This window comes from Olivibacter sp. 47 (assembly GCF_030372825.1).
Taxonomy (GTDB): Bacteria; Bacteroidota; Bacteroidia; order Sphingobacteriales; family Sphingobacteriaceae; genus Olivibacter; species Olivibacter oleidegradans.
In genome coordinates this window covers 3,567,493-3,589,497 of sequence record NZ_JAUCNR010000001.1, presented here as the reverse complement: position 1 = coordinate 3,589,497, position 22,005 = coordinate 3,567,493, and the positions used below count along the sequence as shown (strand labels likewise).

At 38.8% G+C, this 22,005-nt stretch carries 17 protein-coding genes; 8 read left to right on the top strand and 9 right to left on the bottom strand.

Annotation, left to right across the window (positions count from 1 at the left end):
• Nucleotides 1-23 precede the first annotated feature (23 nt).
• From QT327_RS15655 to cls, 4 genes are all read left to right on the top strand, one after another.
• Nucleotides 24-1,904, top strand: a complete 1,881-nt coding sequence (locus QT327_RS15655) for a M1 family metallopeptidase (RefSeq protein ID WP_130855750.1) — start codon at nucleotides 24-26, stop codon at nucleotides 1,902-1,904.
• Nucleotides 1,905-2,124: 220 nt separating this feature from the next.
• Nucleotides 2,125-4,905 carry an outer membrane beta-barrel family protein gene (locus QT327_RS15650; protein ID WP_130855751.1) on the top strand — a complete coding sequence of 927 codons (2,781 nt, stop codon included), beginning with the start codon at nucleotides 2,125-2,127 and terminating at the stop codon, nucleotides 4,903-4,905.
• Between the two features lie 45 nt (nucleotides 4,906-4,950).
• Nucleotides 4,951-5,736 carry a GLPGLI family protein gene (locus QT327_RS15645; RefSeq protein ID WP_130855752.1) on the top strand — a complete coding sequence of 262 codons (786 nt, stop codon included), beginning with the start codon at nucleotides 4,951-4,953 and terminating at the stop codon, nucleotides 5,734-5,736.
• A gap of 49 nt (nucleotides 5,737-5,785) precedes the next feature.
• The gene (gene cls / locus QT327_RS15640; RefSeq protein WP_130855753.1) at nucleotides 5,786-7,246 is read left to right on the top strand and encodes a cardiolipin synthase; all 1,461 of its coding nucleotides are present in this window, start codon (nucleotides 5,786-5,788) and stop codon (nucleotides 7,244-7,246) included.
• Between the two features lie 252 nt (nucleotides 7,247-7,498).
• Here the strand turns inward: cls and QT327_RS15635 are convergent, their stop codons facing one another.
• The 7 genes from QT327_RS15635 to sppA form a co-directional block, all read right to left on the bottom strand.
• Nucleotides 7,499-8,338 carry a mechanosensitive ion channel family protein gene (locus QT327_RS15635; protein WP_013667278.1) on the bottom strand — a complete coding sequence of 280 codons (840 nt, stop codon included), beginning with the start codon at nucleotides 8,336-8,338 and terminating at the stop codon, nucleotides 7,499-7,501.
• A 140-nt stretch (nucleotides 8,339-8,478) separates the two neighbouring features.
• A complete protein-coding gene (locus tag QT327_RS15630; RefSeq protein WP_130855754.1) occupies nucleotides 8,479-9,348 on the bottom strand; it encodes an aldose 1-epimerase family protein in 870 nt (289 codons plus the stop codon).
• A 52-nt stretch (nucleotides 9,349-9,400) separates the two neighbouring features.
• Nucleotides 9,401-9,892, bottom strand: a complete 492-nt coding sequence (locus QT327_RS15625; RefSeq protein WP_130855755.1) for a SixA phosphatase family protein — start codon at nucleotides 9,890-9,892, stop codon at nucleotides 9,401-9,403.
• Entirely contained in the window at nucleotides 9,885-10,916 is a 1,032-nt protein-coding gene (locus tag QT327_RS15620) for a glycosyltransferase family 9 protein (RefSeq protein WP_013667275.1), read from the bottom strand. The genes QT327_RS15625 and QT327_RS15620 overlap by 8 nt, the downstream gene beginning before the upstream one ends.
• 33 nt (nucleotides 10,917-10,949) lie before the next feature.
• Nucleotides 10,950-11,558, bottom strand: a complete 609-nt coding sequence (locus QT327_RS15615; protein ID WP_013667274.1) for a DUF4254 domain-containing protein — start codon at nucleotides 11,556-11,558, stop codon at nucleotides 10,950-10,952.
• Between the two features lie 12 nt (nucleotides 11,559-11,570).
• Entirely contained in the window at nucleotides 11,571-13,253 is a 1,683-nt protein-coding gene (locus QT327_RS15610) for a DNA polymerase/3'-5' exonuclease PolX (RefSeq protein WP_130855756.1), read from the bottom strand.
• 141 nt (nucleotides 13,254-13,394) lie between these two features.
• A complete protein-coding gene (sppA, locus tag QT327_RS15605; protein ID WP_130855757.1) occupies nucleotides 13,395-15,161 on the bottom strand; it encodes a signal peptide peptidase SppA in 1,767 nt (588 codons plus the stop codon).
• 173 nt (nucleotides 15,162-15,334) lie between these two features.
• Here sppA and folK point away from each other — a divergent pair, with 173 nt between their 5' ends.
• A complete protein-coding gene (gene folK / locus QT327_RS15600) occupies nucleotides 15,335-15,820 on the top strand; it encodes a 2-amino-4-hydroxy-6-hydroxymethyldihydropteridine diphosphokinase (protein ID WP_130855758.1) in 486 nt (161 codons plus the stop codon).
• A gap of 64 nt (nucleotides 15,821-15,884) precedes the next feature.
• Here folK and QT327_RS15595 read toward each other — a convergent pair whose 3' ends face one another.
• Together QT327_RS15595 and rho are read right to left on the bottom strand one after the other, a co-directional pair.
• Nucleotides 15,885-16,592, bottom strand: a complete 708-nt coding sequence (locus QT327_RS15595) for a CDP-alcohol phosphatidyltransferase family protein (protein WP_013667270.1) — start codon at nucleotides 16,590-16,592, stop codon at nucleotides 15,885-15,887.
• A 142-nt stretch (nucleotides 16,593-16,734) separates the two neighbouring features.
• The gene (gene rho, locus QT327_RS15590) at nucleotides 16,735-18,294 is read right to left on the bottom strand and encodes a transcription termination factor Rho (RefSeq protein WP_013667269.1); all 1,560 of its coding nucleotides are present in this window, start codon (nucleotides 18,292-18,294) and stop codon (nucleotides 16,735-16,737) included.
• Between the two features lie 367 nt (nucleotides 18,295-18,661).
• Here rho and pyrF point away from each other — a divergent pair, with 367 nt between their 5' ends.
• The 3 genes from pyrF (at nucleotide 18,662) to sufC (ending at nucleotide 21,971) form a co-directional block, all read left to right on the top strand.
• On the top strand, nucleotides 18,662-19,498 hold the full coding sequence (pyrF, locus tag QT327_RS15585; RefSeq protein ID WP_289553298.1) for an orotidine-5'-phosphate decarboxylase: 837 nt from the start codon (nucleotides 18,662-18,664) through the stop codon (nucleotides 19,496-19,498).
• A 183-nt stretch (nucleotides 19,499-19,681) separates the two neighbouring features.
• The gene (gene sufB / locus QT327_RS15580) at nucleotides 19,682-21,133 is read left to right on the top strand and encodes a Fe-S cluster assembly protein SufB (RefSeq protein WP_013667267.1); all 1,452 of its coding nucleotides are present in this window, start codon (nucleotides 19,682-19,684) and stop codon (nucleotides 21,131-21,133) included.
• Between the two features lie 67 nt (nucleotides 21,134-21,200).
• Nucleotides 21,201-21,971 carry a Fe-S cluster assembly ATPase SufC gene (gene sufC / locus QT327_RS15575; RefSeq protein ID WP_289553296.1) on the top strand — a complete coding sequence of 257 codons (771 nt, stop codon included), beginning with the start codon at nucleotides 21,201-21,203 and terminating at the stop codon, nucleotides 21,969-21,971.
• Nucleotides 21,972-22,005 lie beyond the last annotated feature (34 nt).

The window sequence follows — 22,005 nt, the reverse complement described above, 5'->3', positions numbered from 1 at the left end:
GGAAATGTGTCAAATAGTATTCGATGAAAATGAACTTCAATAAAACTCTTATTCTAGTATATTTCGTTTTTGGAATAGCTGAATGTTTTGCTCAAGATATCTTGCGAATCGATTCAAGTTTTTCCAAGGCTGTGAGGAAAGGCACGCGTACCTTGAATGGAATACCTGGCAATAAATACTGGCAAAATACAGCAGACTATAAACTTAAGGTAAAATTTGAACCAAAAACCCGCCTATTGATAGGAACAGCAGAAATAGATTATCGCAATAACAGTCCGGACACCTTATCTGAAATATGGTTTAAATTATATGCCAATATTTATAAGAAAGGTGTGAACAGGAAATCCAAAATCGAAAAGAAAGATTTAGGAGACGGTTTGACGCTTAAAAAAATTGTGGTTGATAAACACGCGATTGAAAATCATGATGTCATTATTGACGGCACCAACATGAAATTACAGAATGCTGAAGTGCTGCCTCACAGCTCTGCGCATTTTCGAATAGATTATGAATATACCTTGAACGAAGGGTCGCACTTGCGCACAGGAAAAATAGATAATGGTGCCTATTTTATTGCCTATTTTTTTCCTAGAGTTGCCGTATACGATGATATAGATGGTTGGAATAAGTATCCTTATACAGGCGAGGAAGAATTTTATAATGATTTCTGCAATTTTGAAGCAGCAATCGAAGTGCCCGATGGTTACGCCTTATGGGCTACCGGCGATTTAAAGAATGGGAAGAAAATATATCAAAAGCAAATAAACGATCGGGTTGAATATGCAGGTATATCCGACACGATTGTCAATGTCATCGATGAACAGGACATCAAATCCAATGCGGTTACAAAAAGAAAATCTTTTAATACTTTTAAGTTTGAGGCGAAACAGGTAACTGATTTCGCTTTTGCTTTGAGTAATCACTACGTTTGGAAATCCGTCAGTTTAGTTGTTGATTCACTTACTGGCCGGAGAACACGGGTTGATGCTGTTTATAACCCCATACACGAGGATTATAATGAAGTAATCGATTTTGCGGCAAAAACAGTGGAAGGGATGAGCTTTCATTTTCCGGCTTGGCCTTTTCCCTATAGTCATATGACTGTTTTTGACGGACTCGATCAAATGGAATACCCAATGATGGCTAATGATAACCCTACAAAAACGAGAGAAGATGCTATTACTCTAACTAATCATGAGATATTCCATACGATGTTTCCCTTCTATATGGGAACAAATGAAACAAAGTACGGTTGGATGGATGAAGGATGGGCAACTATAGGAGAATGGAAGCTTTCTAATTATGTTGACAGTAGCTATGTGGACGATTATGGAATACAAGCTACGGCTAAAAGTTCCGGCGATCGGAACGATACACCAATCATGACGTTGACTACCGACTTGAAGGGTGGTGGAGCCTTTACAAATTCTTACCCAAAACCGGCGTTAGGGTATCTCTATTTAGAAGGCTATTTGGGAAAGGAATTGTTTCGAAACGCGTTACATCACTATATCAAAACATGGCAAGGAAAGCATCCACAGCCCTTGGATTTTTTTCGTGCTATGAATGCAGGAAGTGGAGAGAATTTGGATTGGTTTTGGAATCGGTGGTTTTACGAAGAGGGCATGCTGGATTTAGCCATTCAGCGTGTCGTAAAACAGGAAAATGATGAATACCTAATAACCGTTAAAAATAAGAGTAATAAACCACTGCCTATCTATCTCACGGTCTATTATTCAGATGGGTCGACAGAAAAGATAAATCGATCGATTGGCATATGGAAGGATGGCGGAAGAACCGTGTCTTTGTTCTTAAACACTCAGAAAAAAATTAAGTCGGTTGCGCTCGGCAATACTTATGTGCCGGATAAGAATAATCAAGACAATGTCTTCTACGTTAATTAGTCATCTTGAATTTTATTATGCATCGTTAAAAACCTTCCCGGTTCGGCGCAATAGTTTATGTTCTAAGTAATTCAGACTGGCATTTGCCGGATGAAAATGCTGCCTAAAAGAAGCCTGATCCTCATACTTTAATATTATGTTAATTAATGTTAAAACTTTTGATCTTTTAGTTGGAGTGTAGATATTTTTAATATTTTAGAGGCCGATTGCCTAAAAATTTATGAAAAGATTAACCTTTATCTTGCTTTTACTTATCTCTTGTTTTAGTTCGCACGCTCAAAACGGATTTTTAATTAAAGGAACAGTAATAGATACTGCTTCCAATATAAAACTTAGCAATACTACGATTAGTATTTTACATGCGCGGGATTCCATGCTTTATAAATTTACAAGAGCTGATCAGATGGGCAATTTTAAATTGGAGGGATTGGAGAAAGGTAAATATATTTTGCTTGTTACTTATCCTAAATACGCTGATTACGTTGAAAATTTCACACTCGATTCGTTAAATGAAATTAACTTCGGATCGATCGATATGATTTTAAAATCTCAGCTTTTAGCAGAGGTGGTTATTACCGGGCGGCAACCGATAACCATTAAGGGCGATACGACTGAGTATGATGCCGCAAGTTTTAAGCTGCAGCCAAATGCTAAAGTAGAAGATTTGTTAAAGCAACTTCCGGGTATACAGGTGGATAAAGATGGTAAGATTACCGCGCAAGGACAAACGGTTAATAAGGTACTGGTAGATGGCGAGGAATTTTTTGGAGACGATCCTACTTTAGTTACAAAAAACATTCGAAGTGATATGGTCGATAAGGTGCAGCTATATGATAAGCAAAGTGACCAAGCCGCCTTTACAGGAGTTGATGATGGGCAAAAAACCAAGACGATCAATATTCAGTTAAAGGAAGACAGTAAAAGGGGTTACTTTGGTAAATTGGAAGCGGCAGCGGGAAATGACGAATTTTATCAGGCACAGGGTATGATCAATAAGTTTAAAGGGAAAGAAAAAATGTCTGCCTACGGAACCATCGGGAATACGGGGAAAGTAGGGCTTGGCTGGCAGGATGCAAATAGATACGGTACAACGTCCAATAACATGGAATTTACGGACGATGGCGGCATGATGTTTTATGGGGGAGGGGGAGACGACTTGGAATCATTCAACGGGCAATATGATGGACAAGGCATTCCTTTGGCACGTACAGGTGGTTTACACTATGATAACAAGTGGGATGGCGATAAACAATCAATCAATACCAACTATAAAATAGGTACATTGGATGTGGACGGTACTCGAAATAATTTGACGCAACGCAACTTACCCACGGGAGTTATCAATGATCGTTCAGACGAGACGTTTAATAACCATATGTTCCGCCATAAACTGGATGCACGATATGACATTAAATTAGATTCGACTACGAACCTGCGTATTTCAGTAGATGGAACCCTGAGAAACAGTGACACCGAAAACAATTATACTTCCGAAAGTAGGAACGGTTCCGGCGGATTATTGAACCAAAGTCAAAGAAGGCTAACCAACAAGGCAGACGATCGGATTTTTAATGCAAGTGCTTTGTTCACAAAGAAATTTAAAAAGATGGGGCGGTCTTTTTCCCTGAATCTGAATCAATCATCCAACACAAACAAAACGGACGGGTTTTTAGATGCAGAAAACGTATTTTATAGTAGTGCCGGCGTGGAAGATAGCGTTTCTAACATCAATCAATACAAAACTAACGATATTGTAAATAACTCTTTTCGATCTAATGTAACCTACTCAGAACCTCTTTTTAAGAACTTCGCTGTGGTATTGAATTATGGACTTAGTATTAATAGTGGCCATTCTAATAGGCGGTCCTTTAATCAATCGGCAACGGGAGCTTATGACGTATTGGATAGTTTATACAGTAATGATTATAAATTGGATCAAACATCCAACCAGGTTGGGGCCATTTTCAATTATAAGACGGAGAAAACCAACTTGAATTTTGGAGCAAAGGTAAGTGACGTGCGGTTCAAACAACTTGATAGGTACACAGACGATTTGTTTACAAGAAATTTTACGAATTTCAATCCACAGTTGAATTACCAATATAAATTTTCGCAGCAAAAATCCTTACGCGTTGGATATAATGGTAACAATACACAGCCTACAATCAATCAGATACAACCTGTTAGGGTAAACACAGATCCACTCAATATCGTATTGGGTAATCCGGATCTAAAGCCTTCTTTTACCAATCGCTTTAATTTGAGTTATTATTCTTACAAGGTGCTCAGCAATCAGTATGTTAATTTTTATGGTAGCTATTCGTTTACCACAAACCCTATCGTAAGTAATACAGTAACGGATTCCGTTGGGAAAAGCACCTATCAATCCGCTAACCTAAAAGATCGAAACACCTCTAATTTTTACGGTGGTATGTATGCAGGTAAGAAAATAAAGAAATTGGATATGCAGATAGGGCTTGATTTGAGTACGAATGGTAATACGTACTATAATTTAACCAATGATAACCTCAATGAGACGAAGTCATACAACTATTCAAGCCGCTTATCTTTATCAAAGTATAAGGAGAAGAAATATGATTTTAGTGTGAATTTTGGGCCAAGCTACAACACTTCTGAATCATCGCTGCAGCCTGAATTCAACAATAACGGATGGGGCATGAGTGGAGATGCGGGGTTCAATATATATTTGCCCGGTAAGATTCAAATAGGATCTGACGGAAGTTATACTTATACGCAAGCGACACAGTCTTTCGATGAAAATTTTGAGCGATTTATACTGAACGCTTATATCACCAAAAAGTTTTTTAAAGAAGAAAACCTTCGTTTTACTATTTCCGGAAATGATCTGTTGAACCAGAACGTAGGCTTTAATCGAAATGCTTTTAATAATACCATTAATCAGAGTAGTTATACAACCATTCGTCGTTATTTTATGTTCTCGGTTACTTGGGAATTTAGCAAAATGGGGGCAAAACCATAGGTTAACCCAGATGTAAATATTGTGTTTATAAAGTTATTAAGGGAAATGAAAAAAGGAATAAAACTCGCAACCTCCATTGTTCTGTTATTAATAATCAGTCATTTAGTATATGGCCAAAACGTTCGTTTTGTTAATAGCGGAACTATAGAATACGAAAAGAGAGTGAATATGTACGCTAAATTAGCAAAACGCATTACAAAGAGAAATTCAAGCTGGATGCAACAAATTTACGATCAGTACAAAAAGACACAGCCACAGTTCAACTCAGTAAAGGCTACTTTATCCTTTTCGCAAACCGCGTCCTTATATAAACCGATAGAAACCAACATGCCGTCAACTAATAGTTTTTTTAGCAATGATCCTACGATCGATTTGAAAAAAACTATTTATACAGACTTTAAAAATGGTATTTCCGTCAGTGAAAAGAAACTGTACGAAGAGATCTTTCTCGTGGAAGACAGCGTAAGAAAAATTAAATGGAAGATTACCGATGAAACCAGGGAGATCGCCGGATATGATTGCAGAAGAGCAAACGCATTGGTGATGGACTCAATCTATGTCGTCGCTTTTTATACGGATCAAATACCTGTTTCGGGCGGACCGGAATCCTTTACCGGGTTACCGGGTATGATTTTGGGTCTTGCGCTACCGCACGATAATACAACCTGGTTTGCCACTAAAGTTAGTGATGTTTCTATACAACCCAGTCCTATTACGCCGGCAAAAAAAGCGAAAAAAGTTAATAATGTAGGTTTGTTAAGCACCTTAAAAGAGAGTATGGAAGACTGGGGAGAATATGCACAAGAAGTGTTCAAGGCAATGATGCTTTAGGGTATCAATAATTTTTGTTAAGTTTATTCCCATATTCGGGATAAATGCTATGCCTTCGATCGACTGGTTCCTTGTTGCAGAAATTACCTATATCCTTCTTGTTATTGGTGTCTGTCTGCGGATTATATATGAAACCCGATCAAGTACAAAAACACTGGCTTATTTACTATTAACGATATTTGTTCCAATAGCGGGTATCATCCTTTACTTTTCGATAGGAATAAATTATCGGAATAGGAGCATGTATAGTAAAAAGCTACTTTCCGATCAAAAACTGCAAGAACGACTTAAAATACAAATCTATAAATCGTCATTCGATGCCTTACATAGTGTGGGCGATTATGGTCTGAGCTATAAAGGACTTGCTCATATGATTTTGAAAGACATGATGAGTCCGCTGACCACAAGTAATGAGGTTAAGATTTTGATTAATGGAGAGCAAACATTCGACGCAATTTTACAGGCAATTAGCCAGGCAAAAGACCATATACATCTCGAGTATTATACGTTTGAAAACGATGCCATCGGCAATACGATTAAAGATGCACTTATCAGAAAGGCGAAGGAGGGGGTAGAAGTCCGTTTTATTTACGATCATTTCGGCAGCCGATCGATTGATGGGAGCTTTTCTGATGAGTTGGCTGCTGCAGGAGTAGAAGTGTACCCCTTTCATAAAATTACATTTCTTTTATTAGCCAATAGATTAAACTATAGGAATCACCGAAAAATCATTGTGATAGATGGTTATACATCGTTCGTTGGCGGAATTAATGTAGCTGATCGATATGTGAATGATGAAAGACAAGAGCAGCAAATCTTTTGGAGAGATACTCACGTTCGTATAAAAGGACAGGGCTCTTTATACCTTCAGTATATTTTTCTATGTGATTGGAACTTTTGTAGCCCAAATAAGCTCCATCCGGAGCCGCGTTTTTTCAGCGAGCTATCCAGTGAAGAGGGGGGAAGCTTGGTTCAGATCGTGTCAAGCGGACCAGACTCGGTTTCTCCCTCTATTTTATACACCTTGTTGAAGGCCATAGCTACCGCGAAGGAGGAAATTCTTATTACAACGCCTTACTTTATTCCCGGTGAAAGTTTAATGGATGCGCTCATCATTGCTTCGTTAAGTGGTGTCAACGTTAAGCTGTTAGTACCTTATATTTCTGATTCTAAAATTGTAAATGCGGCAGCACATTCATACTACGATGATTTATTAAAAGCAGGGGTACGTATCTTTCGCTATAAAAAAGGATTTATTCATGCTAAGACGATCGTGTTTGACAGTAAATTAGCGATTATAGGAACAGCGAATATGGATCAGCGCAGTTTCGATCTTAATTTTGAAGTTATGTCTCTTATACTGGATCCAAAAGTAGCGGAAGAATTACGCGAAATTTTCAATGAAGACTTATTAAATGCAGAAGAAATAGACGCGGAACGGTGGGAACATCGTGCCAAATGGCGTAAACTACTGGAAAAGTCGGCTAGAATGATATCTCCATTGCTATAAAATATTATTGTTTTATTAACGAAAAGTTAATAAAAGTTCGTTAACTTGGTGAGAGTGAACGCTTAATTTTAACAAATATGAGAGTCAAACATAATTTCACCTTGTACCATTATTTTTTGTGGACACTTATTTTTGTCTTTAAAAAGATATGGCATATCTTAACCTATTGGTTAAAATAAAGATAGGCATTGTTAAAAGTACTGTTTCATCCCTTTCATTATGCAGATGAAAAGGGATTCCTTTCCCTGTTTTTTAAGAATTGCTATCCGTGTTGTTAGTTATGATATGTATGTCTCGCTGAGGGTAAGGCATACTTATGTTATGTTGATCTAGAGCTTCTTTAATTTTCTGATAATTGGCATGATAAACCGGCCAAAACTCTTTGTTATTAACCCATCCTCTTATAACTAGCACAACGGCGTTGTCACCTAAAGAATCTACCAATACAGCTGGCTTCGGATCTTTTAGAATTTGTTCATCGTTCTCCAATACATTAAGAATTATTTTTCGTGCCGTATCAATATTATTATTATAGGAGATGCCTATTTTGTATTCCGCCATCCGAGTAGGATTGTCGGACACATTATTAATAACAGCGTTAGCCAAGGGCCCATTTGGCGCATATATAGTCGTGCCGTTTCCTGCTTTTAGCGTAGTATATAAAATATCTATTTTTAATACCGTTCCTGAGACATTGTTATTGGTCGTTATAAAATGGCCGACACGAAAAGGTTTAAAGAGCAGGATTAAAACACCTCCTGCAAAATTAGATAAGCTGCCTTGCAGCGCAAGACCAACGGCCAATCCCGCAGCACCTAGCATGGTAACAAAAGACGTCGTTTGGATACCTAAAGTGGAAGCAACACTCAAGAACAATAGAACGTAGAGCAAAACACGTATAATGCTGGTCAAGAATTCAGCAAGTGAAATATCGATTTTTCCACTCGTAAACCGTTTATGTAAAAAACGAACTAATACCTTAATTAGCCAAATACCTAAAACTAATGTGATTATAGCCAGTAAAAGCGAAGGAAGTTTGTCAATAAAAGAATCGATCAAATTTTCAATGGTTCTTTCTACTCTGTTATTCATTGTTATTTGTTTTTTTGCACTTTGTCGGAATACTAATGATATAACCCGCAAAAGCAATTACAGTTTCGAAAATTATTTTTTCAATTTAAAAGCCTACTTTAGGCTTTTTTCTTATGTTAGATCTGTTTAAAATGATCAAATTATTGAATTGTGATAGAATAGCCGGCTTCAAATACGTGACCTGGGGCTAAGGATACGATGCCTTCTTTCTTTTCTATAGTGGAAGTGCCGGCCTCACTATCTGCGTATCCCAGCCAAGGCTCAATACAAACGAAAGGTGCACCCGGTTTCGCCCAAATACCTAAAGATTTAAAATCAGAATAACTGATGAGCAGCGCGTGAGGATGATTTTTACTTCGAATAGCTACACGTTTACTTAGCAATGTTTTAAAAACAAGAGCATCGGTATCAAAAAGGTTTTCATTTAGTTGCAGCTTTCTATTGTCAAGTAAAATCGTTGATTCCTCGCCGTTAAAATAACCGGCGTCAGAAAGGTGATGGCGTATCAAGGGCTCATCTTTTTCAAACTCCAGGTAATAATCATTATAATGTTCATAGGAAAAAAAAGGCACATTGAAGGCGGGATGGGCTCCTACTGAAAAATAAATCGGCTTCGTCTCTAGATTGATGACTTTGTAAATGCACTTAAGGGATTCGTTTTCCAGATGGTAAATAACCTGAAACTCAAAATGGTATGGAAAAACACGTAATGTTTCCTGATTATAACGTAATGAAAAGATTGCATGGGTGCCCGATGACTCAATAACTTGAAAGTTGGTATGTCTTGCAAAACCGTGTCTGGCTAATTCATAGATTTGGCCATCAACAGCTAGGTGGTTATCTTTTAAGCCGCCAACAATGGGGAAAAGATTAGGGGCATGCCATGGCCAAAAGCTTGGATCTCCTTGCCAAATATATTCATGAGCCATGTTCTTGTTATAAATTGAAGAAAGCTCTGCGCCCTTTTTTTTAATATTTACGCGGATATATTCGTTGCTTAATTGAATCATGTGAACAGGAAAGAATAATTGTTATCTGGTAAAGTTAATAAAGCTTCTGTTGCTAAACAAGTTTGGGATAATTGAACCAAACTAAATTGCCTGTTCCTATACTTACCTCACTCCATTGTTCTATGTTAAAAGACAGAAAGCCTATTGCACAAGTGGGGAAATCGATGGCTGCATCATCGCAAAGATACTCCGCCAACAAACTAATGCCCGGATTGTGTCCAAAGATTGCTACGCAATCCGCTTCAGCTTGGAATGAATTGATAACCTTCAGTAAGGTAGGAACATCGGCTTCATATATGGCTGCTTCTTCCTGTATATCGGCCTCAGAAAATTTTAACTCTTTAGCAAAAATTTTAGCGGTAGAAATGGCACGATTGGCAGGGCTGCTCACCAACCGATCCGGGCGTAGATTTTGCAAATTTAACCGTTTAGCCATTATAGGGGCGTCTCTCAATCCGCGCTTATTTAACGGTCTATCAAAGTCCGGGAGATCAAAGTTCCAGTCCGACTTGGCATGACGAATCAGGTATAAATATTTAGCCATAGCTTAATGTTTTTTCAATTTTTGTGACGATTTGTTCAGGACTAATGCGTTCAATACACGGAATCCCGTCACATAAACAGGGTTTATTGCCGTATATGGAGCTAGGTCTTGCGGGGTGGTGGAACTGTAGGCAGTCATCTTCTTTTTGGCCAAAGCCCAAAAAACCAGCATAGGGATGCGTTGGCCCCCAAACGGATATTACTCGAGTGCCTACCAAAGAAGCCATGTGCATGCCGGAGGAGTCCATACTGAGCATAAGATCTAAGTTAGCTATTAAATCAAGCTCGTGGGTTAAGTCTACCACACCTATTACATTGGTAACATGCGCGTATTTTTTCTCCCATTTTGTCGCCATTTCTTGTTCCGTTTCGCCTCCACCGAATATAAACAGTTCGTGATTACGACTTAAAACAGCGATTACTTCCTCCATTTTATCAAGCGGATATACTTTATACCGATGTTGCGCGAAGGGAGCGATACCTATTCTCCTCAGCGCAGAAGAACTATTAAATTGACGCAAGAATGCAGCAGGAAGCGGCCTGGTCTTTTTTACTAATTTATTTGTTAGCCGAATAGAGAATCCAAGCGACTGAAACACTTCTGCATAACGCTCAAAAGTCGATTTAAGAGGGATTAAATGCTTGTTCTGAATGCGCGTTAGAGCTCTTTTTTCAGCTCTTCCTTTGTCTATTCTTTTTATTGGAATAGTAGTTAGTCTAAAGAATGTAGAAAGAATACGACTTCTGAGGCTGTCATGAAGATCTGCTATTGCATCTATCTTATAATTTCGCAGCTCTTTGAACAATCTATACAAGCCTCTTAGGCCCCGGTGCTGTTCTTTTGGATAAATAGGATGAAAGCGTATCTGGGGATTTGTATCAAAAAAAGGTTTGAAGAAAGGCCTACTTACCAGAATTATGCTGACTTGGGGATGTTGTTCACATAGCTGTTCTATAACGGGTGAAATCATAGCGACATCGCCCATTGCTGAAAAACGAAAAACCAAAATGCTCCTTTTATTCATGTGTTATTCACCCCTAACGTATTCAGAGGTTTCTTATTTCTTTTCGCCTGTATATAAAACCGGATTCAGCGAGGGATCATTATACATCTTCATCTGTTTGTATACTTTCATATATTTTTTTCCCATTTTAATATCTTCGAGTAACTCATCGATGCTATTGGAAAGATCTTCCCGCTGCTCTAATAATATACGAAGCTTTTGACCACACTGATCGCGATGTTCAGGCGTGGCATCACGACGTTCAGCCTCAATTTGCATGTGATAAATTTTCAATGCCAGGATAGAAAGCCTATCAATAGCCCAGGCAGGACTCTCCGTATTTATCCTAGCATCCGGTAGAGGCTTTACATCTTTGAATGCATTTAGATAGTAACTATCTATGTATTCAACCGTATCTGTGCGGTCTTGATTGGACTGATCGATCCTCCTTTTCCATTTTAGCCCTTCCACCGGAGCGATATTGGGATCACGTACTTCGTCTTCCATATGCCACTGTACCGTGTCTATCCAACATTTAAGATATAGTAAATGTTCCAGCGTATGAGCTTCATAAGGATTCTTTATAGGATGGTCTATATTATTAAGAACATGGTAATCGTGAATAGCTTGACTGAATATTTTATTAGCGTGTTGTGCGATCATTCTCAAAGGTAATTATTTTATACTTGTTTTACGAGAGCTAAAGTAGCTGTCCAATTTTTCCAGATCAAAACAATTGAGGCATTGCGAGGCTGTAAGTCCTCCTTTTCTTGCCACTAAAGTTCCATAACGCATATCGTGAAATCCTTCTACGCGATGGGCGTCGGGATTGATGGAAAGATAGACACCCTTCTCAATCGCATAACGGTGCCAGCGCCAATCTAAATCTAATCTTAACGGGTTTGCATTGACTTCGATGGCTACCCCATTGGCAGCACAGGCATCGATTACCTTTTTATAATCAATGGGATATCCCTTTCTGCTTAACAGAAGGCGCCCGGTTGGATGCCCTAAAATGGTCGTATAAGGATTTTCAATAGCTTTGATTAAACGTAGGGTAGCTTTTTCCTCGTCCATTTTCAGGTTGGCATGCACAGAAGCAACTACAAAATCAAATTCTCTTAATAACTCATCCGGGTAGTCCAAAGAGCCGTCTCCCAAAATATCCGACTCAATACCTTTAAAAATCTTAAAAGGATATAATGTTTGATTTAACGAATCTATTTCTTCCCATTGCAATCTTACCCGGTCCTCTTTTAAGCCATTTGCATAAACTGCTGTCCGAGAGTGATCACATATCCCTAAATATTGTAACTGAAGAACGTCTTTGCAATATAGAGCCATCTCTTTCAGTGAATGAACGCCGTCGCTATAGGTGCTATGATTATGCAAAGTGCCTTTTATATCGTCATAAGTTATAAGGTTAGGAAGTGTATGGTCGTGGGCTTTTTGGACTTCATCCAAGCCTTCACGCAATTCAGGTTCAATAAAGTCTAAGTTTAATTGACGGTAAATTTCCTCTTCACTTTCCGCATTAGGAACTCCTTTTTCATAAAGTTGTTCGAGTAACGCGATGTGCTGTTGATTACCTGTGGTGATTAATAGGTGCTTAGAGAACTCATTTACGTTGCTTAAAATAAAATGTATAGGAAGACCGCTTTCGTGAACTGTCCGAATTTTATTTTCCTGATAATCAAATTGGATAAGTCGCTTATCTTTTTCAATATATATCAATATTTCCTCGGCACTGGCAGTTGTAATCAATTCGACCGATGATAGTAATTCCAATTTGCGCCTGAAATCACCTGTATAACTCAAGAGATGTTGGTCGGAAAGCATCTCTTTGAGTGTATCAAAAATTGAACTGGCTAACTTCTCTGCCTGGGAATACAAAAATAAACCTTGACTGGCCATATTAAACTCAATGGCCATCTTGATTTCTTCTTGTGTTTTTAGCCCGAACCCCTTTGCTTCGATCAGTCGATTTTCGTTACACGCATAGTAAAGCTCTCCTAACGTTTCGATTGCAAGCGTATTCCATATGATCAAGATTTTTTTTGGCCCCAAACCTTTTATTGTTAGCATCTCTAAAATGCCTTCAGGTGTTTTAGCGAGTAATGCCTCTAGATCCTCTATACAGCCCGTATGGATAAGCTCCCAAACTTTTGACGCTATGCTTTTGCCGATACCTTGCTCTGTACTTAATTCTTGTTCCGTTTTATCAATAATTTTAAAAGGTAGCTTATCTAGCTTAAAAGCTGCATTAGCTATCGCTTTAGTTTTGAAGGAATTCTCGCCATGTAATTCCATCAATTGCGAAAGCAATCTAAATTTGCGGGATATAATTTTATTTTCCATTTCGATGTATTGTTAAGGGGCTTCGAAGCTTTGCCAATATAACGGGCAAACTTACGTATATAGACGATATATAACAAAATGTGCGCAACCAAAAAGGGCACTCCGAAAGGAGTGCCCTTTTTTGGTTGCGCACGGTAAGATTTAATGAATATTAATCATATACGGTAATCTTGCCTGTATACCGCTTTGTTGCATAACCTGCTTTGCTTGTTCGTAAAGAAGGTAGCCTTCATTCATTTCTTTCTTCATTATCCAAGTCTTCAGCTTATCGCTGGAAGAACCGAGAAAAGCTTCTAAAGGATCTTTCATGGCAGGGTAGCTCACCAGTTTATAGTCTTTCAATTTGGCTTTACGAGCTGCAGCTGTAATAGCTTCATTGAAACTGGCTAAACGATCAACTAAACCAATTTTTGCCGCTTGTGCACCCGTCCATACCCGTCCTTGACCGATACTATCTACTTGGCTTTGACTTATTTTTCTACCGTTAGCTACTTTTTTTGTAAAGGTATCGTACGTCTTGTTTACTTCTTGTTGAATAAGGTCGCGCTCGTCCGCTGTAAGTGGTCTATTAACACTCATTAGGTCAGCATATTTTCCTGTTTTTACTTCATCAAACGTAATTCCCAATTTGTTGTTGAAAAAGTTCTGTAAATTTGGAATAATACCAAACACACCGATTGAACCTGTAATGGTATTCGGTTGAGCAAAAATGGAATCGGCGGCGCAGGCAATATAGTAACCACCCGAAGCTGCAACGTCGCCCATTGATACGATAATAGGTTTTACCTTTTTTGTCAGTTCAACTTCTTTCCAAATAACATCAGAAGCCAACGAGCTTCCACCCGGAGAGTTGATACGAAGCACAACTGCTTTAACTTTATCATCTTCACGTACTGTTCTAATCGCTCTCGAAATTCTTTCCGAACCAATTTGCTCATCAGAACCCTCACCGGAAACGATATCACCTACTGCGTAGACTACAGCTAGCCGATTTTGCGAACCGTTTTCTTCTGTTTTTGGAGAAGTATAATCTTCAATATTTATTGACTTGATCTTCTTCTTTTTATCAATGCACAACTTAACTTTTAGTTCATCTATTATTTCATTTTTATATTTCAACCCGTCAACTAATTTTGCGTTCAGCGCCTTCTCGGCATCTCTTCCACTGTAGTTGTCGGCAATGTTCCGCAAGGAATCCATAGGTATATTCCGTGATTTGGACACATTGCCAAGGTAATAGTCGTATAAAGAATTAAGATAGGAGTTGACCTGTTCTTTGTTTGCCGGGCTCATTTTATCTAATATAAAAGGCTCTACCGCACTCTTGTAAGTACCTACTTTCACTACCTGTGCTTCAATGCCCAGTTTTTCAAGTGTGCCTTTAAAGAATGGAAGCTGCGCTGCCATTCCGCGGAAGTCGACCGACCCTTCCGGGTTCAAATAAACCTTATCAGCTGTTGAAGCAAGGTAGTATCCCTTCATTGAATACCCCTCACTGTAAGCTAATATGAATTTTTTTGATTCTTTAAATTTGAGCAATGCATCTCTAATCTCTTGAAGTGTGGCAAAACTTGCACCGATACCGTCCATATCGAGTACAATACCTTTTATTCGATTGTCATTTTTTGCTGCATCAATTCGAAGCAATATCTCATCTAAACCAATATATTTTTCCGAATTCATAGACGGAAGGCTAACATTGTTAAAGGGACTTCTGTCTGTACGTTCTTTAATGGCGTAATTTAAAGACACGCGTAGAATGGAGTTTTCACTTATTTCTACTGCCTTGTCTGAACTGGCAGCACTTATTATCGCGGCCATAATGGCAATAGCAACGAAGAAAAAAATGATCGTTGATAAAAATACTCCAAGCATGGAGGCAAATACAAATTTGAAAAATTGCTTCATGTATGTTTTCTATGTCTGAAATTTAAATGTTTACACTGCTATAAGACAAATAAGGTGCTGTATTGTTACATGAAATGCAAAATAAGTAATCATCGGTATAGAAGCTCAATCGATCATCGGAGTACCGTCAAAACCATAATTGGATATCAATGTCATTTTGATTAAGTTTGTTTATGCACACAGTTTATCTGATATTGGGTTCAAATTTAGGAGACAGCAGACAGCAATTAACTAAAGCCATTCAATTAATTGAAAGTAGAGTAGGAAACGTTATTGATCAATCCGCAATTTATGAGACAGTTGCTTGGGGGGTAAACAACCAACCGAATTACCTAAATCAGGCACTCAAAGTCAATACGATTTTAACCCCTGAACAAACGCTAAAAGAAATTCTCGCGATTGAGGAGACGCTTGGAAGGAAAAGAAATACAAAGTGGGAGGCTCGACTAATCGATATTGACATTTTATTTTATGATGCAATCATCTTAGATACCCTTAATTTGAAAATCCCTCATCCGTTGCTTCATTTACGGAGGTTTGTACTAACTCCTCTCGTTGAAATAGCGCCTGGCCTAATGCACCCTTCCTATAGAATGGGAATAGCCGACTTATATGAAAAATTAGATGATAACCTGTCGGTAAGGCGACTTGAAAAATAGACTTTACCATTAAACTTCATCAAATCTGAGCAAAGATAAATTGAAAATCGAATCATTTTTCGATTTATAACTCTTGAGTAAGCTTATTATATTGCATAAGCGACAATACCAAGTAGAAAATAATGATGAACGGAATGGCCGTTAGTTGAAATAACAGAAGCAATATTACACTGACCAAAAGAAGGATATAGCGATGAAGGTTGGTGCGCAATTGTAAATCTTTAAATTTTAGCGACATGAGCGGGATTTCCGCCACCAATAAAAAACTTAAAGCAAGTATTAAAGCAAGCAAAATAACCGGATGCTGCACATAGGCACTGATTATCGGATCTTTGCTTAAGGCGATATGTGGAAGCGATAGGATGAACAATGCACAGGCAGGAGTAGGAAGACCTATGAAAATAGAAGTTTGCCTGCTATCTAAATTGAATTTCGCTAAACGTAGCGCAGAAAAAACGGCTAACAAAAAAGCCGAATATTTGATCCACGAACCGCCGTATTCTATCGCCGGGTTTGTCTCCAGCATCATAAAGACAATAACAGACGGTAAAAAACCGAAGCTAATCATATCAGCAAGTGAATCCAACTCTTTACCTACCGGAGAGTTTACTTTCAATAGACGAGCCGCCATGCCATCGAGGAAATCAAAAATTGCGGCTATGATAATAGCGTACCCCGCATTTATCAACTGTCCTTCAAAAGCTAGTACGACACCTATGCACCCACTGAACAGATTAAAACTTGTAATCGTATTAGGTATATGTTGTTTCATGCGTCATTTCTTTCACTCCCGTCAAATGCTTAGAAAAAATATGATTTTGGCAGTGTCTTCATAAAGTGTTACAAAAAAGCTTTCCTACCTATTATAAAGTAAGAAAGCTTTGTTTATCAATTAATTGTACGATTACCCGTTTCTAGCCGTTCATGCTGATAAGAAACTCTTCATTTGATCTTGTTCCACGCATTTGAGCTAGCAAGAATTCCATAGCTTCTGTGGAGTTCATATCCGCTAAGTGATTTCTAAGCACCCATATACGTTGAAGTGTTTCCTTGTCGTTTAACAAATCGTCTCTACGTGTACTCGATGCAGTAATATCAATAGCCGGGAATATACGCTTATTAGCCAACTTCCGATCGAGTTGTAATTCCATGTTACCTGTACCCTTGAACTCTTCAAAAATCACTTCGTCCATTTTGGAGCCGGTATCGGTCAAGGCAGTAGCTAAGATAGTAAGCGAGCCGCCATGCTCAATATTACGAGCTGCTCCAAAGAACCTTTTCGGTTTATGCAAGGCATTAGCGTCCACACCTCCCGATAAAATTTTTCCGGAAGCAGGAGCAACTGTGTTATAAGCGCGAGCCAGCCTGGTAATCGAATCTAACAGAATGACAACATCATGACCGCATTCGACCATACGCTTTGCTTTTTCGAGCACGATATTGGCGATTTTAACATGTCGTTCAGCCGGTTCGTCAAAAGTAGAAGACACCACCTCTGCCCGAACACTTCTAGCCATGTCAGTCACCTCTTCCGGACGTTCGTCGATTAATAAAATGATCAAATAAACCTCTGGGTGATTTTTTGCTATGGCATTTGCCACCTCTTTCAATAAAACTGTCTTACCGGTTTTTGGTTGCGCTACAATTAAGCCGCGTTGCCCTTTTCCAATAGGCGTAAACAAATCCATGATGCGGGTCGAATTGTTTCCTGCATCGGTATAGAGCTTCAAACGCTCAGTAGGGAATAGCGGTGTCAAATAATCAAACGGAACCCGATCCCTTACCTCTGCGGGAATTTGGCCATTAATGGCTTCTACACGCACCAAAGGAAAATATTTTTCGCCTTCCTTCGGAGGGCGAATACTTCCTCTGACGGTATCGCCTGTTTTAAGCCCGAAAAGCTTTATCTGTGATTGTGAGACATAAATGTCGTCGGGTGATGTCAGGTAGTTATAGTCAGACGAGCGTAAAAAGCCATAGCCATCAGGCATGATTTCTAATACGCCTTCGTTGACGATCACATTGTCAAAATCAAGATTAGAAGCGGGTGTCGATGCCGGAGCAGTTTCCGTTTTTGTTTGAGGTGGGGTTGTAGAGGAGGGAGTTGAGCTGCTCGCTCTGCGATCAGTGCGCTGTGGACGGTTTTCAGATGAAGCAAGTTTTTCTTTGCTAGGTTCATCTTTTATAGCCGTAGCCAAGACAGGCTCTTTCTCTACTTTTTTTCTTATCTCTATAGGCTCGGCCTGTTTTACAGAGGTCCTGACCCGTTTACGATGTTTCGTTTCACCGGATTCTTCCTCTTTTTCAAGAATGTCCGCCACCTCTTCTTCTTCTGCAGGCTTTTCATTGTCTGTAGCAATAATTTTGTTGATCAACTCTTGTTTTCTCAACTTTTCAGCATCTGCAATACCGATTAATTTTGCAATTTCACGTAGCTCAGACACGAGCTTAGCGTTCAATTCATTAATATTCATCAAATGTCGTTATGTGTAATAAGGATTTTTATGCTTGTGTTTAACAGAAATTTACCCATATAAAAACTCGATTGATAAGTTTAAATTTTTCGCTGAAGGACTAATGATTCTCCTTTAACGGATAGGTAAATTTTGAGATTCCGCTGCAATTGTATGCATAAGAATTGAAAATTCAAAAAAAAAACGAAAAAAATAAAAAATAAGAGATCAATACGTCTTGTTAAAATTGATTCAATTTAGTACCCTTTTATATTGAACACCATTAAAAAAGTGATAAGGTCTCAATTGCAAAGTCTTTTGTATATGCCGACAAATATAGCTAAATTTGTCGTGTTTTTTACATGTTCCTAATAATTTTTCCCCTTATATGACTCGTAAGCAATTAATAGAGCAGATTAAACTGAAACGCTCTTTTTTGTGTGTTGGCTTAGATACGGATATCGAGAAAATACCAAGTTGCCTATTGGACTTGGAAGATCCCATTTTTGAATTTAATAAGCGTATTATTGAGGCAACTGCTGATCTATGTGTCGCTTATAAACCCAATATTGCTTTTTATGAGAGCAAGGGCGCTCAGGGTTGGCGGAGCCTACAGCGTACGTGTGAGATCATTCCGAAAAGTTGCTTAAATATTGCAGATGCCAAACGTGGCGATATAGGAAACACAGCAGATATGTATGCTAAGACGTTCTTTTCAAAGGAGGTGTCCGGTCTGGAATTCGACGCGGTAACTGTTGCACCTTATATGGGAGAAGATTCGATTAGCCCTTTTTTGGAGTATCCGGGTAAATGGTCGGTCGTGCTGGCCTTAACATCAAATAAAGGAAGCTTGGACTTCCAGTTTTTGGCCGATTTAAGTGGTAAAAGGTTGTTTGAACATGTTATTGAAAAGGTTAATGCTCTGGGAAGTAGTGAACAGGTAATGTATGTCGTAGGAGCCACCAGAGGGGAATATTTTAAGGATATACGACGGATAGCACCCGATCATTTTCTGCTAGTGCCGGGGATCGGTGCTCAAGGCGGCAGTTTGCAAGAAGTGTGTGCGTTTGGAATGAATAAGGAATGTGGTTTGTTGGTAAATGCTACCAGATCAATTATTTACGCGAGCAATGGTAGTGATTTCGCTGAAAGGGCAAGAGAGGAGGCCCAAAAATTGCAAATTGAAATGGAACAGGAATTACAAAAAATCGGTATACTAATTTAAAGAAAGTAAAAAGCTGCGAAGGGAAAATGACGACCGTCATTAATTTACATTGAGATTATTTATTTGCCGTAAAAGAGCCGGTAAATGCTCGAATAATTGCTCTTCAAATTGTAACTTTGCAAATTAATTAATGGCAATCGCTTCTAAAGGAGAAGAGAAGTACGAAGCGAAATCGATAATGAAATGAGTACGAAAGACGATAATATATTGCAAGAACTCGCGGTAGAGGAGTACAAATATGGTTTTACTACCAATATCGAGATGGATATCGCTAAAAAGGGTCTATCCGAAGAAACAGTACGCTTCATTTCTGCAAAAAAAGGTGAGCCTGCTTGGCTTCTTGACTGGAGGTTAAAGGCCTTAAGGCATTTTGAAAAAATGACAATGCCTAAGTGGCAAAACTTTGAGCATCCCAAAGTTGATTTTCAGGATATATCTTACTATGCTGCGCCAAAGGAAAAACCGAAGGTAAACAGCATGGATGAGGTTGACCCCGAATTGTTGGATACTTTCGCAAAATTGGGAATTCCCCTAGATGAACAGAAGGTGTTGGCAGGTGTCGTTGCTGTAGATGCTGTTTTTGATAGTGTATCAGTAAAGACAACCTTTAGGGAAAAATTGAAAGAATATGGCGTCATATTCTGTTCTTTTGGAGAGGCGGTAAAAGAACATCCCGATTTGGTAAAGCAGTACCTGGGAACAGTAGTGCCACAAACCGATAATATTTATGCGGCTTTAAACGCCGCTGTATTTTCCGACGGATCTTTTGTCTATATACCAAAGGGCGTAAATTGTCCAATGGAGCTTTCCACCTACTTTAGGATTAATGCGCAGAACACAGGGCAATTTGAACGTACGCTAATAATTGCCGATGAAGGAAGTTATGTGAGTTACCTGGAAGGATGTACCGCCCCAATGCGGGATGAAAACCAGTTGCACGCTGCCGTTGTAGAATTAATTGCACTTGAAAACGCAGAGATAAAATATAGCACTGTACAAAACTGGTATCCCGGAGATAAAGAAGGCCGGGGAGGTATCTACAACTTTGTAACCAAGAGAGGAATTTGTAAAGGTGATAATAGCAAGATCTCTTGGACACAGGTTGAGACCGGTTCATCGATTACATGGAAATATCCAAGTGTAATTTTAAAGGGCGATAATTCTGTAGGAGAATTTTATTCCGTTGCTTTGACAAGAAACCATCAGATAGCAGATACCGGAAGTAAAATGTATCATATCGGTAAAAACACACGCAGTAAAATTGTTTCTAAAGGCATTTCCGCCGGTGTTAGTCAAAATAGTTACCGAGGCCTGGTTCAAATAGGTAAAGGTGCCGAAAAAGCTCGAAACTTTACGCAGTGTGATTCTTTATTAATTGGCGATAAATGTGGAGCTCATACGTTTCCTTACATTGAAGCAAAGAATAAAACAGCGAAATTGGAACACGAGGCTACTACCTCAAAAATTGGAGAAGATCAGATATTCTATCTTACACAACGAGGTATTGATCCGGAAAAAGCCGTTGGACTGATTGTTAATGGTTATGCTAAGGAGGTACTTAACCAATTACCGATGGAATTTGCCGTGGAGGCGCAAAAGTTGCTGGCAATTTCACTGGAGGGTAGTGTTGGATAAAGAGTATTGTAAATATTGTTAATATAAAAAACAAATAGCAAATCGCGAGATTTGAATTGATCAAGATATGTTAAGTATAAAGAACCTACAGGCATCTGTAGATGATAAAGAGATTTTAAAGGGATTAAATTTAGAAGTTAAAGCGGGTGAAGTGCATGCTATTATGGGGCCGAATGGCTCGGGTAAAAGCACGTTGGCTTCGGTTTTAGCCGGTAAGGAAGCTTATGAGGTAACCGGCGGGGAAGTTAGGTTAGATAACAAGGATTTACTGGAGCTATCTCCCGAGGATCGAGCACGGGAAGGGCTTTTTCTGGCTTTTCAGTATCCGGTTGAGATTCCAGGTGTTTCTAATATCAACTTTTTAAAAACGGCCGTTAACGAAATCAGGGCCTATAAGGGACTAGCCCCAATGGAAGCGAAAGAATTTTTAAAGTTGGTTAAAGAAAAGCAAAAGCTTGTTGAATTTGATGCTAAATTGGCTAACCGGTCGTTAAATGAAGGATTTTCAGGTGGAGAGAAAAAGCGTAACGAAATTTTTCAACTTGCCATGCTGGAACCAAAGCTGGCTATTTTGGACGAAACAGATTCAGGCTTAGACATCGACGCGCTTCGCATTGTGGCGAGCGGTGTTAATCATTTGCGTTCAGAGAATAATGCTTTTATTGTTATTACGCACTATCAACGCCTTTTGGACTATATAGTGCCTGATTTTGTACATGTACTATATAAAGGAAAAATCGTAAAATCCGGAACGAAAGAACTAGCACTCGAGCTGGAGGAGAAGGGTTACGACTGGTTAAAAGAAAGTGTGGATGCAGAAGAGAATGCTGCCATTTAGGTTATAGCGATTATTTTCTCATCCTTTTATGATA

Bases quoted from the DNA above. Each gene is read 5' to 3' on its own strand.
- QT327_RS15655 (WP_130855750.1), top strand. From the start codon at position 24: ATGAAAATGAACTTCAATAAAACTCTTATTCTAGTATATTTCGTTTTT.
- QT327_RS15610 (WP_130855756.1), bottom strand. From the start codon at position 13,253: ATGGAAAATAAAATTATATCCCGCAAATTTAGATTGCTTTCGCAATTG.
- cls (WP_130855753.1), top strand. From the start codon at position 5,786: ATGCCTTCGATCGACTGGTTCCTTGTTGCAGAAATTACCTATATCCTT.
- rho (WP_013667269.1), bottom strand. From the start codon at position 18,294: ATGAATATTAATGAATTGAACGCTAAGCTCGTGTCTGAGCTACGTGAA.
- QT327_RS15620 (WP_013667275.1), bottom strand. From the start codon at position 10,916: ATGAATAAAAGGAGCATTTTGGTTTTTCGTTTTTCAGCAATGGGCGAT.
- QT327_RS15635 (WP_013667278.1), bottom strand. From the start codon at position 8,338: ATGAATAACAGAGTAGAAAGAACCATTGAAAATTTGATCGATTCTTTT.
- sufB (WP_013667267.1), top strand. From the start codon at position 19,682: ATGAGTACGAAAGACGATAATATATTGCAAGAACTCGCGGTAGAGGAG.
- QT327_RS15615 (WP_013667274.1), bottom strand. From the start codon at position 11,558: ATGATCGCACAACACGCTAATAAAATATTCAGTCAAGCTATTCACGAT.
- QT327_RS15650 (WP_130855751.1), top strand. From the start codon at position 2,125: ATGAAAAGATTAACCTTTATCTTGCTTTTACTTATCTCTTGTTTTAGT.
- QT327_RS15645 (WP_130855752.1), top strand. From the start codon at position 4,951: ATGAAAAAAGGAATAAAACTCGCAACCTCCATTGTTCTGTTATTAATA.
- pyrF (WP_289553298.1), top strand. From the start codon at position 18,662: ATGACTCGTAAGCAATTAATAGAGCAGATTAAACTGAAACGCTCTTTT.
- QT327_RS15595 (WP_013667270.1), bottom strand. From the start codon at position 16,592: ATGAAACAACATATACCTAATACGATTACAAGTTTTAATCTGTTCAGT.
- QT327_RS15625 (WP_130855755.1), bottom strand. From the start codon at position 9,892: ATGGCTAAATATTTATACCTGATTCGTCATGCCAAGTCGGACTGGAAC.
- folK (WP_130855758.1), top strand. From the start codon at position 15,335: ATGCACACAGTTTATCTGATATTGGGTTCAAATTTAGGAGACAGCAGA.
- sppA (WP_130855757.1), bottom strand. From the start codon at position 15,161: ATGAAGCAATTTTTCAAATTTGTATTTGCCTCCATGCTTGGAGTATTT.
- sufC (WP_289553296.1), top strand. From the start codon at position 21,201: ATGTTAAGTATAAAGAACCTACAGGCATCTGTAGATGATAAAGAGATT.
- QT327_RS15630 (WP_130855754.1), bottom strand. From the start codon at position 9,348: ATGATTCAATTAAGCAACGAATATATCCGCGTAAATATTAAAAAAAAG.